Source organism: Cupriavidus lacunae, assembly GCF_003353055.1.
GTDB lineage: Bacteria > Pseudomonadota > Gammaproteobacteria > Burkholderiales > Burkholderiaceae > Cupriavidus > Cupriavidus lacunae.
In genome coordinates this window covers 1-14,407 of sequence record NZ_QKWJ01000088.1, presented here as the reverse complement: position 1 = coordinate 14,407, position 14,407 = coordinate 1, and the positions used below count along the sequence as shown (strand labels likewise).

At 66.0% G+C, this 14,407-nt stretch carries 13 protein-coding genes and 1 pseudogene; 6 read left to right on the top strand and 8 right to left on the bottom strand.

The genetic code is table 11. From position 1 onward, the window contains the following. Nucleotides 1-39: 39 nt before the first annotated feature. Genes DN412_RS35875 through cyoA form a run of 5 tightly spaced genes read right to left on the bottom strand, consistent with a single transcriptional unit; the run spans nucleotide 40 to nucleotide 5,005 of the window. Nucleotides 40-888, bottom strand: a complete 849-nt coding sequence (locus DN412_RS35875; protein ID WP_115215896.1) for an SURF1 family protein — start codon at nucleotides 886-888, stop codon at nucleotides 40-42. After that, nucleotides 885-1,274 carry a cytochrome o ubiquinol oxidase subunit IV gene (gene cyoD / locus DN412_RS35870; protein WP_078201246.1) on the bottom strand — a complete coding sequence of 130 codons (390 nt, stop codon included), beginning with the start codon at nucleotides 1,272-1,274 and terminating at the stop codon, nucleotides 885-887. The genes DN412_RS35875 and cyoD overlap by 4 nt, the downstream gene beginning before the upstream one ends. Next, the gene (gene cyoC / locus DN412_RS35865) at nucleotides 1,271-1,945 is read right to left on the bottom strand and encodes a cytochrome o ubiquinol oxidase subunit III (protein ID WP_115215895.1); all 675 of its coding nucleotides are present in this window, start codon (nucleotides 1,943-1,945) and stop codon (nucleotides 1,271-1,273) included. The genes cyoD and cyoC overlap by 4 nt, the downstream gene beginning before the upstream one ends. Next, nucleotides 1,938-3,941 (bottom strand): cytochrome o ubiquinol oxidase subunit I, encoded by a 2,004-nt coding sequence (gene cyoB, locus DN412_RS35860; RefSeq protein WP_115215894.1) that lies wholly within the window; start codon nucleotides 3,939-3,941, stop codon nucleotides 1,938-1,940. Before cyoB ends, cyoC begins: the two co-directional genes overlap by 8 nt. A 59-nt stretch (nucleotides 3,942-4,000) precedes the next feature. After that, on the bottom strand, nucleotides 4,001-5,005 hold the full coding sequence (gene cyoA, locus DN412_RS35855; protein WP_244222948.1) for a ubiquinol oxidase subunit II: 1,005 nt from the start codon (nucleotides 5,003-5,005) through the stop codon (nucleotides 4,001-4,003). Between the two features lie 165 nt (nucleotides 5,006-5,170). On the opposite strand from cyoA, the gene DN412_RS35850 reads away from it, so the two are divergent. The 3 genes from DN412_RS35850 to fabG all read left to right on the top strand — a co-directional run bounded on the left by DN412_RS35850 (nucleotide 5,171) and on the right by fabG (nucleotide 8,745). Continuing rightward, nucleotides 5,171-6,487, top strand: coding sequence for an MFS transporter (locus DN412_RS35850; protein WP_115215892.1), 1,317 nt, complete (start codon nucleotides 5,171-5,173; stop codon nucleotides 6,485-6,487). A 226-nt stretch (nucleotides 6,488-6,713) separates the two neighbouring features. After that, nucleotides 6,714-7,943: an NAD(P)/FAD-dependent oxidoreductase gene (locus DN412_RS35845; RefSeq protein WP_115215891.1), complete on the top strand. Its 1,230-nt coding sequence runs from the start codon at nucleotides 6,714-6,716 to the stop codon at nucleotides 7,941-7,943. A gap of 70 nt (nucleotides 7,944-8,013) precedes the next feature. Then, nucleotides 8,014-8,745, top strand: a complete 732-nt coding sequence (gene fabG, locus DN412_RS35840) for a 3-oxoacyl-ACP reductase FabG (protein WP_115215890.1) — start codon at nucleotides 8,014-8,016, stop codon at nucleotides 8,743-8,745. Between the two features lie 36 nt (nucleotides 8,746-8,781). On the opposite strand, the gene DN412_RS35835 is transcribed toward fabG, so the two are convergent. The 3 genes from DN412_RS35835 to DN412_RS35825 all read right to left on the bottom strand — a co-directional run bounded on the left by DN412_RS35835 (nucleotide 8,782) and on the right by DN412_RS35825 (nucleotide 11,550). After that, nucleotides 8,782-9,435 carry a glutathione S-transferase family protein gene (locus DN412_RS35835; RefSeq protein WP_115215889.1) on the bottom strand — a complete coding sequence of 218 codons (654 nt, stop codon included), beginning with the start codon at nucleotides 9,433-9,435 and terminating at the stop codon, nucleotides 8,782-8,784. A 55-nt stretch (nucleotides 9,436-9,490) separates the two neighbouring features. After that, nucleotides 9,491-10,447, bottom strand: a complete 957-nt coding sequence (pip, locus tag DN412_RS35830; RefSeq protein WP_115215888.1) for a prolyl aminopeptidase — start codon at nucleotides 10,445-10,447, stop codon at nucleotides 9,491-9,493. 104 nt (nucleotides 10,448-10,551) lie between these two features. Beyond that, the gene (locus DN412_RS35825; RefSeq protein WP_115215887.1) at nucleotides 10,552-11,550 is read right to left on the bottom strand and encodes an AraC family transcriptional regulator; all 999 of its coding nucleotides are present in this window, start codon (nucleotides 11,548-11,550) and stop codon (nucleotides 10,552-10,554) included. A 192-nt stretch (nucleotides 11,551-11,742) separates the two neighbouring features. Here DN412_RS35825 and DN412_RS35820 point away from each other — a divergent pair, with 192 nt between their 5' ends. The 3 genes and pseudogenes from DN412_RS35820 to DN412_RS35810 form a co-directional block, all read left to right on the top strand. Next, complete coding sequence (locus tag DN412_RS35820) at nucleotides 11,743-12,723, top strand: quinone oxidoreductase family protein (protein WP_115215886.1); 981 nt, start codon at nucleotides 11,743-11,745, stop codon at nucleotides 12,721-12,723. A gap of 25 nt (nucleotides 12,724-12,748) precedes the next feature. Then, the gene (locus DN412_RS35815; RefSeq protein WP_115215885.1) at nucleotides 12,749-13,597 is read left to right on the top strand and encodes a TauD/TfdA dioxygenase family protein; all 849 of its coding nucleotides are present in this window, start codon (nucleotides 12,749-12,751) and stop codon (nucleotides 13,595-13,597) included. A gap of 173 nt (nucleotides 13,598-13,770) precedes the next feature. Then, nucleotides 13,771-14,175, top strand: a pseudogene (locus tag DN412_RS35810) (AMP-binding enzyme); the annotation flags it as partial. Between the last annotated feature and the right edge of the window lie 232 nt (nucleotides 14,176-14,407).

Sequence of the window (14,407 nt, the reverse complement as noted above, 5' to 3'; positions counted from 1 at the left end):
TTGCCGGCGGCGCGCTGGCGCCGGGCCGCCGGCGTGGCGTCAGCCGTGCGAGTTGTCCGAGGAAGAACCCCGGAGCTGACGGGCGTGAACGCGCTTGCGGTACTCCTCGCGCCCCAAGTATGCCGCGGCGGCCGCCACCATCAGGGCCAGGCCGTACCAGGTCAGCGCGTAGCTGAGGTGGTTGTTGGTGAAGACCGTCACGGTCAGCCCGCCCACCGGCCAGGCCTGCGGGTCGGCGCCGGCCGGGGGCGGCACCGCCTCGGCATCGATGAAATACGGCGCCACGTGGTCCAGGCCGCGGCGCGCGGCAATGGCCAGCACATCGCGCGAGAACCACTGGTCATGGGCTGCGTCATTGTGGCGCAGGAAGCCGGTGCCCGGTTCGCTCATGCGCAGCAGGCCGACCACCTCGCTGGTGGCGCCCGCGGCAGGCGCCACCCGCCCGCGGAACGGCTCGGTCACGAAGCCGCGGTTGACCAGCACGGTGCTGCCGTCGGCCATGCGCAGCGGCGTCACCACCCAGTAGCCGCCACCCAGCTCGGTCACAGCCTGGACCAGGGTCTGCTTGTCATCGGCGAAGGTGCCGCTGGCGTGGATACGGCGGTACTCTCCGGTGGCCATGTTCAACGCTGGCCATGCGGCGGGCGCTGGCGCCGCCACCGGCGGCGCATGGACGCGTTCTGCCACCTGGGCAATCAGGCCGAGCTTCCAGGCGCGCCGCTCGATCTGCCAGTTACCCAGGGCAACCAGGCCTGCAATGGCCGCCGCGGCAAAGATCCCCAGTATCGCCAGCCATGCTGGCGATAGCGGTCGGGCGGTTTCGGGGCGGGCGGTTTCGGGGCGCGCGGATTTGACCGGCGCGGGGCGGTCTTGAGTGGAACCGGTCAAGGCAAGTTCTTTGTGGTCTGCATGCCCGGCATCATATTGGAATTCAGGTGGAACATCACCCAGAGCGTGCCGGTCAGCGCGATTACCACCAGCACCAGCGTGAAGATCAGCGCCAGCATGTTCCAGCCGCCTTCTGACTTGGCGTTCAGGTGCAGGAAGTAAATCATGTGCACGACGATCTGCACGGCGCCGAGCGCCAGCAGCACCATGGCGGTGGTACTGGACTTGTCGAACACCTTGCCCATCACCAGCCAGAACGGAATCGCGGTCAGGATCACCGACAGCACAAAACCGGTCACGTAACCGCTCAGCGAGATATGGATCTCGCTCTCACCGTGGCCATGGCCGTGCCCGTGGGCGTCCAGCGTGTTGTCGTGCGCGCTCATGGCAGCACTCCCATCAGGTAGACGAAGGTAAACACGCCGATCCAGACCACGTCCAGGAAGTGCCAGAACATGGACAGGCACATCAGGCGGCGCTTGTTTTCCGGGATCAGGCCGTGGCGGCGCACCTGTGTCATCAGCGTGACGAGCCAGACGATGCCGAAGGTCACGTGCAGGCCGTGGGTGCTGACCAGCGCGAAGAACGACGTCAGGAAGCCGCTGCGCTGCGGCCCGGCGCCCTCGCCCACCAGGTGCACGAACTCGTAGATTTCCACGCTGAGGAAGGCTGCCCCCAGCACTCCGGTGACCGCCATCCAGCCCAGCGTCGCCCCGATCCGGCCACGTTGCGTCTCCAGCATGGCAAAGCCATAGGTGATCGACGACAGCAGCAGGAACGAGGTGTTCAGCGCCACCAGCGGCAGTTCGAACAACTCGGCGCCGGAAGGGCCGCCCGCGTAGTTGCGGCCCAGTACGCCGTAGGCGGCAAACAGGCAGGCAAAGATGAGGCAGTCGCTCATCAGATACAGCCAGAAGCCGAGCAGCGTGCCGTTGGGCACGTGGTATTCCTCGGCCATGTAGAAGTGCATCTCGGCGGGCTGCACCAGTTCGCGCGGCGGCAGGGCGTCCTGCGCGCGCGCGCCGCCGGCGGGGAACGGAGCGACGGTATCAGCCATGGCTCGCCAGCAGCGCAGTGCGCTCTGCCTCCGTACGGTTGACCGCGTCGGCCGCGATATAGAAATCGCGCTTGTAGTTGAAGGTATGGCCGATCGCGGTGAGGATCGTCGCCGCGAAGGCCAGCACCACCAGCCACCAGATATGCCAGATCAGCGCGAATCCGCACAGCGTGCTGAGGCCGGCCAGGATGATGCCGGCGCCGGTGTTCTTCGGCATATGGATCGGGATGAAGCCCTGCGCGGGACGCTGGTAGTAATGCGCCTTCATCTGCCACCAGGCGTCGCTGTCATGCACCACCGGCGTAAAGGCAAAGTTATAGGGCGGCGGCGGCGACGACGTCGACCATTCCAGCGTGCGGCCGTTCCAGGGGTCGCCGGTGGCATCGCGCAGGGATTCGCGGCGCATGAAGCTCACCACCAGCTGGATCAGGAAGCACCCGATGCCCAGCGCGATCAGCAGGGCGCCCACGCCCGCCAGCTGGAACCAGATCTGCAGCGAGTGGTCCTCGAAATGACTCATGCGCCGGGTCACGCCCAGCAGCCCGAGCACATAGAGCGGCATAAACGCCAGGTAGAAGCCGACCAGCCAGAACCAGAACGAGCACTTGCCCCAGAACGGATCCAGCTTGTAGCCGAAGGCCTTGGGGAACCAGTAGGAGATGCCGGCCATCAGGCCGAACAGCACGCCTCCGATGATCACGTTATGAAAATGCGCGACCAGGAACAGGCTGCCGTGCAGCGAGAAGTCCGCCGGCGGTACCGCCAGCAGCACGCCGGTCATGCCGCCGATCACGAAGGTGACCATGAAGCCCACCGTCCACAGCATCGGCACCTCGAAGCGGATGCGCCCGTGGTACATGGTGAAGAGCCAGTTGAACAGCTTCGCCCCGGTCGGGATCGAAATGATCATGGTGGTGATGCCGAAGAACGAATTGACGCTGGCACCCGAGCCCATGGTGAAGAAGTGGTGCAGCCAGACCAGGTACGACAGCACCGTGATCACCACCGTGGCATACACCATCGAGGCATAGCCGAACAGTCGCTTGCCGCTGAAGGTGGCCACCACCTCGGAGAACACGCCGAACACCGGCAGGACCAGGATATACACCTCGGGGTGGCCCCAGATCCAGATCAGGTTCACGTACATCATGGCGCTGCCGCCCAGGTCGCTGGTGAAGAAGTTCATCCCCAGGTAGCGGTCGACCGCCAGCATCGCCAGCGCCGCCGTCAGCACCGGAAAGGCGGCGATGATCAGGACGTTGGTGCAAAGCGCGGTCCAGGTGAAGATCGGCATGCGCATCAGGTTCATGCCGGGCGCGCGCATCTTGACGATGGTCACCAGCAGGTTGATGCCCGAGAGCAACGTGCCGATCCCCGCCACCTGCAGTGACCACAGGTAGTAGTCCACGCCCACGTCCGGGCTCTGCAGGATGCCCGACAGCGGTGGATAGGCCAGCCAGCCGGTACGCGCGAACTCGCCGACGAACAGCGACATCATCACCAGCACGGCGCCGCCCACCGTCATCCAGAAGCTGAAGTTGTTCAGGAACGGAAACGCGACGTCGCGCGCGCCGATCTGCAGCGGCACCACGAAGTTCATCAGGCCGGTGACCAGCGGCATGGCCACGAAGAAGATCATGATCACGCCGTGCGCCGTGAAGATCTGGTCATAGTGGTGCGGCGGCAGGTAGCCCAGGTTGTCGCCGAAGGCAATGGCCTGCTGGATCCGCATCATGACGGCATCGGCAAACCCGCGCAGCAGCATCACGATGCCCAGGATCACGTACATGATGCCGATCCGCTTGTGGTCGATGCTGGTGAACCACTCGCGCCAGAGATAGCCCCAGGCCTTGAAGTACGTCACCGCCCCGACCAGCACCAGACCGCCGATGACGACGGCGATGAAGGTAGCCAGCAGGATCGGCTCATGTAGCGGAATTGCCTCCCAGGTCAGGCGGCCGAAGAGCAGCGTGGCGAGTTCGGATCGCTCCGGCATGTGAGTCTCCAGGACAACAACGGCGTTTTACAAGGCATCCTTTCGTGGCTGCCGCACGGCTACTGCAACAGCCTTTCGGCGCCGGCCACGGTGACATCGACCGGCTCGCCAAGCGTGTTGCTGGCCGTGCACACCGCGCCCGTCAGGCCTCGTGCCCGGCGCGAATCGAGGGCCATCAGGTCCTTCTGGCAGACCTGCCCGGCCTGCACGCAGCGGTTGAGGATGGCGTCGAACAGATCCGTGGCCACGCTGGCATAGTGCCGCACCGGCTCGCGCTCGCTGGGCTGTTCCAGTTGCGTGTAGGTGGCGCGCGACAGGGGCGTGCCTTCCGCCTTGACCTTCTGCACCCAGCGGCTGAATTCCTCTTTGCTCAGGCCGTGGAACCGGAACCGCATGTGCGAAAAGCCCGCGCCGCTGTAGTTGGCCGAGAAGCCCTCATAGACGCCGGGCTCATTGATGACCGCATGCAGCCGGGTCTCCATGCCCGGCATGGCATAGACCTGGCCCGCAAGCGCGGGGATGAAGAAGGAGTTCATCACGGTGGAGGCCGTGATCTTGAAGCGGATGGGTCGGTCGACGGGCGCGGCAAGCTCATTGACCGTGGCAATGCCCTGCTCCGGGTAGAGGAAGAGCCACTTCCAGTCCAGTGCCACGACCTCGACGGTCAGCGGCTGAACATCCACCGGCAGCGAGCGGCTTTCGTCCAGCCGGCTCAGCGGCTGGTAGGGATCGAGCTTGTGCGTGCTGACCCAGGTGACAGCCCCCAGCGCAATGATGATGAGCAGCGGCGCCGACCAGATCAGCAGTTCGAGCACCGTCGAATGGTCCCACTCGGGGTTGTAGTGCGCATCCGGGTTGGAGGCCCGGTAGCGCCACGCGAACACCAGCGTCAGCACGATCACCGGAATGATGATCAGCAGCATGAGGCAGGTGGAAATGATGATCAGATCACGTTGCCGCACGGCCAGATCGCCGGCCGGGGCAAGCAGCACAGCGTTGCAGCCGCCCAGTGCCAACAGGACCGGCAGCAGCAACAACCAGCGGATCGGGCGGTGCATTGACATTGTCTGACCGGGAGATCGCATCGCATTTGAGTCAACGCCATTTGTACGCGGCGGCACAAGTGACTTAGACTGGTCTGAGCAACTATGGCAGTGTAGGCGCTGAAGTGCCATTCTTCATGGTGCAATTTGCAGCGCCGTCTTTCACAAGACACAGGAGGTATGCCGATGACCACCGCGACCCATCAGCACCGGGCGTCTCCTGCAGCACCTCCCGCGCCCGGCGCCGCGCATGTCGCGCCCGCGGAAATCGCCACGGGCGTGGTCATTGGCCGCGCTTCGGAGTACTTCGATTTCTTCGTCTACGGCATCGCTTCGGTGCTGGTCTTCCCGACCGTCTACTTTCCATTTACCGGGCGGCTGGAAGGGATACTCTATGCGTTTGCGATTTTTGCGCTGGCGTTTATCGGACGGCCATTCGGCACCGCGCTGTTCATGCGGATCCAGCGCCGGTGGGGGCGCAGCATCAAGCTGACAGCGTCGCTGTTCCTGCTCGGCACCGCGACCGTGGGCATTGCCTTCCTGCCCGGCTATGCCACGCTCGGGCAAACCTCGATCATCCTGCTGGCGGTATTCCGGACGCTGCAGGGCGTTGCCTTTGGCGGCTCATGGGACGGGCTGCCGTCACTGCTGGCGCTCAATGCGCCCCCGCAGCGCCGCGGCTGGTACGCGATGATGGGACAGCTCGGCGCGCCCACCGGCTTTATCGTGGCCGGCTCGCTGTTTCTGTTCCTGATCGCCAGCCTGGACGTCCATGAGTTCCTGGAGTGGGGCTGGCGCTATCCCTTCTACGTCGCCTTTGCGATCAATGTCGTGGCGCTCTTTGCGCGCCTGCGCCTGGTGGTGACGAACGAATACACGCAACTGCTGGACGAGGACGAGCTTGAGCCCATCAGCACCACGGAGATCGTGAAGAAACAGGGGTACAACCTGCTGCTCGGCGCATTTGCCGCGCTGGCTAGCTATGCACTGTTCCACCTCGTGACCGTGTTTCCGTTGTCGTGGGTGGCGCTGCATGGCACCCAGTCGATCACGGACGTCCTGGCCATCCAGATCGTGGGCGCGGTGATCGGCATTGTCGGCACCATTGCATCTGGCTGGATCGCCGACCGCATCGGACGGCGCACGACGCTTGGCCTGATGGCGATCCTGATCGGCATTTTCAGCCTGTTCGCGCCTTTGCTGATGGGCGGCGGCCCGGCGGGGCAGGACCTGTTCATCCTGATCGGCTTCGGCCTGCTCGGCTTGTCGTACGGGCAGGCGGCGGGGGCCGTCACGTCGAACTTCGAACGGCGGTATCGCTACACCGGCGCGGCACTGACCACCGATATGGCCTGGCTGTTCGGCGCCGCGTTTGCGCCGCTGGTTGCGCTCGGCCTGTCCGTGGAGTTCGGGCTGATTGCGGTCAGCGGCTATCTGCTTTCGGGGGTTGCCTGCACCTTGATTGCCCTGCGGATCAACCGGGCGCTGGGCACGCAAGACTGATTGCCCGCCTGCCGCTTCCCTGCCGGCTTGCCGGAAGCGGCGCCATCCGTTCGCCTGGCGAATCGGTGAGCATGGCCGCGCTATGATTGCGGCTTTGGGAACTTCTGGATACTGCCGGCACTCTTCCCCCTGGCTTGCACCACCGCCCGCTGCCCGGCGCGGTCGGCCATGCACGTGTCCCCTCCCCGCGCCCTGCAATCGCTACGAATCGGAACCCTCGAAGCTTATGAAAATGGAAACCACGGATGTCGTCATCATTGGCGCTGGGCCCGCAGGCTCGGTCGCCGCCGGCTTGCTGCGCAAGCATGGGATTCCGGTACTTGTGATCGAGAAAGAAACTTTCCCGCGCTTTTCCATCGGCGAGAGCCTGCTCCCGCAGAGCATGGCCTATATCGAAGAGGCAGGCATGCTGCGCGCGGTGGTCGAAGCTGGCTTCCAGTACAAGAACGGCGCCGCCTTCTCGCGCGGCGACCAGCAGACCGCCTTCGACTTCCGCGAGAAGTTCTCGCCCGGCTGGGGCACCACCTACCAGGTGCAGCGCGCGCGCTTTGACGACGTGCTGATCCGCGAGGCCGCGCGCCAGGGTGCCGAGGTGCGCTTCTCGCACCTGGTTGAGGACGTCGACGTCAGCGGCGCGCAGCCGCAGGTGAGCGTGCGTGCGCCTGACGGCAGCCAGTACACCGTGCGCGCGAAGTTTCTGCTCGATGCCTCCGGCTTTGGCCGCATCCTGCCGCGCCTGCTGCAGCTGGAATCGCCGTCGGGCTTCCCGGTCCGCAGCGCGCTCTTCACCCACGTGGAAGACCGCGTCGCGACCGGCGCCTTCGACCGCAACAAGATCCTGATCAGCGTGCATCCGCAACACCCGGACGTCTGGTACTGGACGATTCCGTTCTCCGACGGCCGCTGCTCGCAGGGCGTGGTGGCGGAGAAAGCGTTCCTGGACCGGTACGCCGGCACCGAGACCGAACGGCTGCAGGCGCTGGTGGCCGAAGAGCCGGGCCTGGCCAGGCTGCTCGCCAATGCCCGGTGGGATACCCCCGCGCGCCAGATCGCCGGCTACTCGGCCAATGTCAAGTCGCTGTGGGGCAACGGCTATGCCCTGCTCGGCAATGCCGGCGAGTTCCTCGATCCGGTGTTCTCGTCCGGCGTGACCATCGCCTTCAAGTCCGCGAGCCTGGCGGCCCAATGCCTGGTGCGCCAACTGGCCGGCGAGACCGTTGACTGGGAGCAGGACTTCGCACGGCCGCTCAAGGCCGGCGTGGACTGTTTCCGTGTCTTTGTCGAAGCCTGGTATGAAGGCCGTTTCCAGAAACTGATCTTCCATCCCAACGCCACGCCGGAAATCCGCGGCATGATCTCGGCGATCCTTGCCGGCTACGCATGGGACCGCAACAACCCCTTCGTGGCCGAGCCGCGCCGCCGGCTGGCGGTGCTGGAAGAGTTCTGCCGCGTATGACGCGCTCCCTGCGCGCGCACTCCGTATCTGCGCCCGCGCCAGCGCGGGCTTCTCTGCAAGGACACCAGGTATGACCAATCCGACCGTGCTGGTCACGGGATCGTCCCGTGGCATCGGGCGCGCCATTGCCCTGCGGCTGGCCCGCGAAGGCTATGACGTGGTGGTGCACTGCCGCTCGCGCCGCGACGAGGCCGACTCCGTCGCCGACGCGGTGCGCGCGTGCGGGCGCAAATCCCGCGTGCTGTGCTTCGACGTGGCCCGGCGCGAAGACGCCAGCGCCGCATTGCTGGCCGACATCGCCGCGCATGGCTGCTACTACGGCGTGGTGTGCAACGCGGGCCTGGCGCGCGACGCAGCCTTCCCGGCCATGACCGGCGACGAATGGGACGAGGTGGTGCATACCAACCTCGATGCCTTCTACAACGTGCTCAACCCAGTGGTGATGCCGATGGTGCAGCGCCGCCAGCCCGGGCGCATCGTCACGCTGTCGTCGGTCTCGGGCCTGGTGGGAAACCGTGGCCAGACCAACTACAGCGCGGCCAAGGCCGGCATCATCGGCGCCACCAAGGCGCTGGCGATCGAACTGGCCAAGCGCGCCATCACCGTCAACTGCGTGGCACCCGGCCTGATCGACACCGACATGGTCGAGCCGCACGTGCGTGACGAGGCGCTGCGCATGATCCCGGCGCGGCGAATGGGTACGCCCGACGAAGTGGCCGCCACCGTGGCCTTCCTGTTGTCGCCCGACGCCGGCTACATCACGCGCCAGGTGATTTCGGTCAACGGGGGGATGTTCGGGTAGGGCGCGGCGCGATGCTGCGTGGCTGGACGCGTCCCTTCAATCCCGGTCCGGCGCACCCGGCGGGAAAAGCGGGCGATAGGGCCGTGCCTCGTCCACCGCGCGCGCAAACGACGGCCGCGCCAGCAGCCGGTTGCGATAGGCGCGCACGTGGCCGCACGCATCCGGGATCGGCTGCACCCAGTCCGCATAGAACAGCGACGGCGCTGCGGCGCAGTCAGCCAGCGTAAAGGCGTCGCCCGCAGCCCATTCCCGGCCAGCCAGCGTTGGCTCCAGCCAGGCATAGGCCGAGTTAAGCAGCTTGCGCGCCTCGGCCACGCCAAAGGCGTCGCGGTGCTCCGCCGGGCGCAGGTAGTCGGCGACGATGCGTTGCATCGGCGTCATCACGTACTGGTCGAAGAAACGGTCGAGCAGGCGCACCTGCAGCGCGGCGTCGGACGACTCCGGCAGCCAGCGCACGGGACCGCGGTGATGCTGGTCCAGGTATTCGACGATGATGCTGGACTCAAACACCGAGCGGCCGTCGTCGACCAGCACCGGCATGCGCCTGAGCGGCCACCGCCTGGCGAGTTCATCCATGTTCTGCGCGTGCTCGGGCGACAGCATGCGGAACTCGAAAGGGATGGCGTTCTCGTACAACGCAACGAGGACCTTCTGGCAATAGGACGAAAACGGGTGGGCGTATAGCTCCATCGTGGTCTCCGGTGGTGAGCTTCAGTAGTGAGCTTCGGTGGTGGTCTGTGCACGGCTAATGCTGCGCCGCAAAGCGGTCGGTCGCGGCAATCAGCTGGTCCATGATGCCCGGCTCGGTCCACGCATGGCCGGCGCCTTCGATCAGGTGGAAATCGGCCGTGGGCCACGCCTGGTGCAGCGCATAGGCATAGCGCACCGGGCACGGCATGTCATAGCGGCCATGCACGATCACGCCGGGGATATCGGCCAGCTTGTGCGCGTCGCGCAGCAACTGCCCGTCTTCCAGCCAGCAGCGGTGCGTGAAGTAGTGGTTCTCCAGCCGCGCGAACGCCAGCGCGAAGTGCCCGTCGTCGTGCTTGGCGCTGTTGCCGGCATCGGGCAGCAGCGTGATGGTCTCGCCTTCCCAGACGCTCCATGCGCGCGCCGCTTCCACCTGCTTGTCCTGATCGTCACCGGTCAGCAGCTTGCGGTACGCGGCCATCATGTTGCCGCGCTCGGCCTCGGGCACCGGCGCCTGGAAGCGTGCCCACTTGTCGGGGAACATCTCGGACACGCCGTATTGGTAGTACCAGTCCAGCTCCGCCTGCGACACCGTGTAGATGCCGCGCAGCACCAGCTCGCTGACGCGCCGCGGGTGCTTCTGCGCGTAGGCCAGCGCCAGCGTCGAGCCCCATGAGCCGCCGAACACCAGCCAGCGCTCCACGCCGGCCAGGACGCGCAGGCGCTCGATGTCGTCGACCAGGTGCCAGGTGGTGTTGGCCTCCAGCCCCGCATGCGGCGTCGAACGTCCGCAGCCACGCTGGTCGAACAGCAGCACGTCATAGCGCGCCGGATCGAACAGCCGCCGATGGTCAGGGGATATGCCGCCGCCCGGTCCGCCATGCAGGAATGCCGCCGGCTTGGCACCGGGCGTGCCCACGCGCTCGTAGTAGATGACATGCCCGTCGCCGACATCCAGCGTGCCGGTTTCATGGGGCTCGATTTCAGGATAGAGGGTACGCAAGGCTGGCATGGACGCGGGTCTCCGGAGATCGGGAGCCACAGTGTACGCTGGCGGGGATCGCCTTGGCGCAAGGGACCGGTTGGCTTGACAAGCTTGCGATGCAGGCCTCGACGCTACCGCTGCGCGCGATCCCTGCGCCAGCTGGCCGGCGCCACACCAAACTGCGCCGAGAACCACCGCGTAAACGAACTGGCCGACCCATAGCCGAGCAACTGCGACACGCGCAGCAGCGAATAGCGCGGATTCTCCACGTACCGTCGCGCCAGTTCGCGCCGCACGTCGTTCAGGATATCGGTGAAGGTCTCGCCCGCGTCGTCGAGCTGGCGCTGCATGGTGCGCAGGCTCAGGCCCAGACCCTCCGCCACGGCCTCGCAGGTGGCGCGGCCCATCGGCAGCATCAGGTAGATGGCGCCGCGCACTTCGTGGCCGATGGACTGCGGGTTGGCGCGGGGCAGCGTGTCGATGAACTGCTGCGCATAGCGCGCCATGACCGGGTCCGCCGTGGGGTTCGGTGCGTCGAGGTCGGCCGCGCGGCAGATGATGCCATTGCAGTCCGCGTTGAATTCCAGCGGGCAGCCGAACAGGCGTCGATGCGTGCCCAGGTCGGCCGGCGCCGCATGTGTGAAGCTCACGCCGATCGGCTGCCAGCGCGGGCCCAGCAGCAGCGCGCACATGCGGAAGACCACGCCGATGGCCAGCTCGGTAGCCTGCCGCGAGGGCGCGTCGCTGAGCACTTCCTGCCGGATGACCACGGCGCTGCCGGCAGCTTCGAGCAACAGCGCCACCGAGTCATTGACCAGGTGCCGGTAGCGGATGGTGGTGGCCAGCGCGGCGCGCAGCGTGGGCTGCTGGCTGATCAGCAGGCTCATCACGCCAAAGTCCGACAGCTGGCGCGACTCCGCCATGCGCAGCCCGAAGGTCGGACACGCCGAGGCCTGCGCGGCGGCTTCCAGCAGCGCCACGCAGGCGCTGACCGGGACGCGCTGGTCGGGATCGTCCAGCCAGGCCCGCCGCAACCGCGCCTGGCGCAGCAACGGCTGCGGGTCCAGGCCGAGGTCGCGCGAAACTTCGAGGAAATTGGTCAGTGCGGCAGCACGTATGAGCGTTTCCAAGCCAGCGTTGCCTTGCGGTGCAATATCAGTTGGCGGCGGGCACCCCGCCCGCCGCAGCAGCGATCATAGGGCCGCCTGGCATGAAATGCAAAGTCGTCGGTAGCCAATGCAAAGCCCGCCGGGGCGGCAAGCACTACAGTTTCCTGCATGTGCAGCGCACTCTGCATCAACCAAACTCCAGGAGACAAGACGATGGCAAAAGTTGTCCGCATGTACGAGACCGGCGGCCCGGAAGTGCTGCGCTATGAGCACATGGAAGTGGGCGAGCCGGGCCCGGGCGAGGTCCGCATCCGGCACGTGGCGGTGGGACTGAACTACGCCGACACCTATTTCCGCAATGGCACCTATCCCGTGCCGCTGCCCAGCGGCATGGGCGTGGAAGCCGCTGGCGTGGTGGTATCCGTGGGCCCGGGCGTGACCAACGTGGCTACGGGCGACCGCGTCACCTACACTGGCTTCGTCAACACGCTGGGCGCCTACAGCACCGAGCGCCTGGTGCCCGCCGCGCCGCTGATCCGCCTGCCGGAGAGCATTGCCTTTGAAACCGCGGCGGCCATGACCATGCGCGGGCTGACCTCGGCCTACCTGATGCGCCGCATCTATCCGTTCAGCCAGGGCGACACCATTCTGCTGCACGCCGCGGCGGGCGGGGTCGGGCTGATCGTGTCGCAGTGGGCCAAGCTGCTGGGCCTGACCGTGATCGGCACGGTGTCCACCGAGGCCAAGGCCGAGGTGGCGCTTGCGCACGGCTGCGACCACATCATCTATTACACCCGAGAGGACGTGGCCAAACGCGTGCGCGAGCTGACCGATGGCGTGGGCGTTTCGGTGGTATTCGACAGCGTCGGCAAGACCACCTTCATGGCGTCGCTGGATTCGCTCAAGCGTCGCGGCACCATGGTGTGCGTGGGCACCGCGTCGGGCCCGATTCCACCGTTCGACCCCGCGCTGCTGGCGAGGAAGGGCTCGCTGTTCCTGACGCGCCCGGCGCTGGCCGACTACATCGCCGACCCCGCTGAAAAGCAGGCGCTGGCGGGCGAACTGTTCGACCACGTCGGCGCGGGCCGCATCCGCATCGGCATCAACCAGCGCTATGCGCTGGAAGACGCGGTGCAGGCGCACCAGGACCTGGAGGCGCGCCGCACCACCGGCTCATCGATCTTCGTCATCTGAGAACAACAACAGAGGAGACAACACCATGCACGCAGAACTGCTTACCTGCACCATCGGCGCCGAACTGACCGGCGTCAGCCTGGCCGATGCGTCACGCGACGCCGGCCTGTTCGCCGAGATCAAGGCGCTGCTGCTGCAGCACAAGGTGCTGTTCCTGCGCGACCAGGATATCACCCGCGCCGAGCACGTTGCCTTTGCCCGCCGCTTCGGCGAACTCGAAGACCACCCGGTGGTGGGCAGCGACCCGGAACACCCGGGCCTGGTGCAGATCTACAAGTCGCCCGACAGCAAGGTCGAGCACTACGAGAACTCCTTCCATTGCGACGCCACCTGGCGGCAGGCGCCGCCGATGGGCTGCGTGCTGCGCTGCGTGGAAACGCCGGCAGTGGGCGGCGACACCATCTGGGTGAACATGGGCGAGGCGTACCGCCGCCTGCCGCAGGACATCAAGGCCCGCATCGAAGGCCTGCGCGCCAAGCACAGCATCGAACACACCTTCGGCGCCAACATGCCGCCGGAGAAGCGCGCCGCGCTGGCCGCGCAGTTCCCGATGGTGGAGCATCCAGTGGTGCGCACCCACCCGGAGACGGGCGAGAAAGTCCTGTTCGTCAATGCCTTCACCTCGCACTTTGCCAACTACCATCGCGACGATGTGGTCCGCTTCGGCAAGGACTTCATGCCCGGCGCGGGCGATCTGCTGCACTACCTGTGCGCGCAGGCGGAAATCCCGGAATACCAGGTGCGCTGGCGCTGGAAGAAGAACAGCGTGGCGATCTGGGACAACCGCTGCACCCAGCATTACGCGGTGCAGGACTATGCGCCGACGGTGCGCAAGATGGAGCGCGCCGGCATCATCGGCGACGTGCCGTTCTGACGGAGGCAGGCATGCAACCACACCTTGTGCCTGCGGCGCCGCAGGCTTATGCCTATCCCCTGCTTGTCAGGCAAAGTTGCTCAATTCGCTGTCGCTGTATGGCGACCAGCAGATCACGTACCGTGGACAGCAACGCCATAGCTATCGCGAATTCCGCCAGCGCGTCGGCCGGCTGGCTTGGCGGCTACCTGCATACGCAGGACATCGCAGTGATGGGCACCGACGGCTTCGTGCAGATCGTCGACCGGATCAAGGACGTGATCAAGACCGGCGGCGAATGGGTCTCGTCGATCGAGGTCGAAAGCCTGGTCACGCAGGTGCCGGGCGTGCAGGAGTGCGCGGTCATCGGCGTGCCGGACGCCAGGTGGGGTGAGCGGCCGATGGCATTCGTGGTGCGCCAGCCAGGCGCAACGGTGACCGCGGATGCGATTCGCGCGTCGCTGCTGGCGCGCGTCGAGGCCAACCGGCTCAGCAAGTATGCGGTGCCGGAAGCCGAGCGGATCCTGTTTGTCGACGCGATCCCCAAGACCAGCGTCGGCAAGATCGACAAGAAGCGCTTGCGCAACACCGGCGCCTGAGCCGGCAGCAGGAAAGAAGAAAGGGCAGCCTCGGATGAGGCTGCCCTTTTGCGTTGCCGGAGAGGGCCTGTTCACATATAAAACGTACGCACGTTTTATATGTGAACAGGCCCTTCTATGAGGGCGAGGGTGTCAACCCCCTACAGTATTGAATTTCAGCATAGGGATGCATAGCGCGATAACTCTCTCCTTGCAAGCCATTCCTTTTCGTTCGCGAAACTGATGCGGTTGC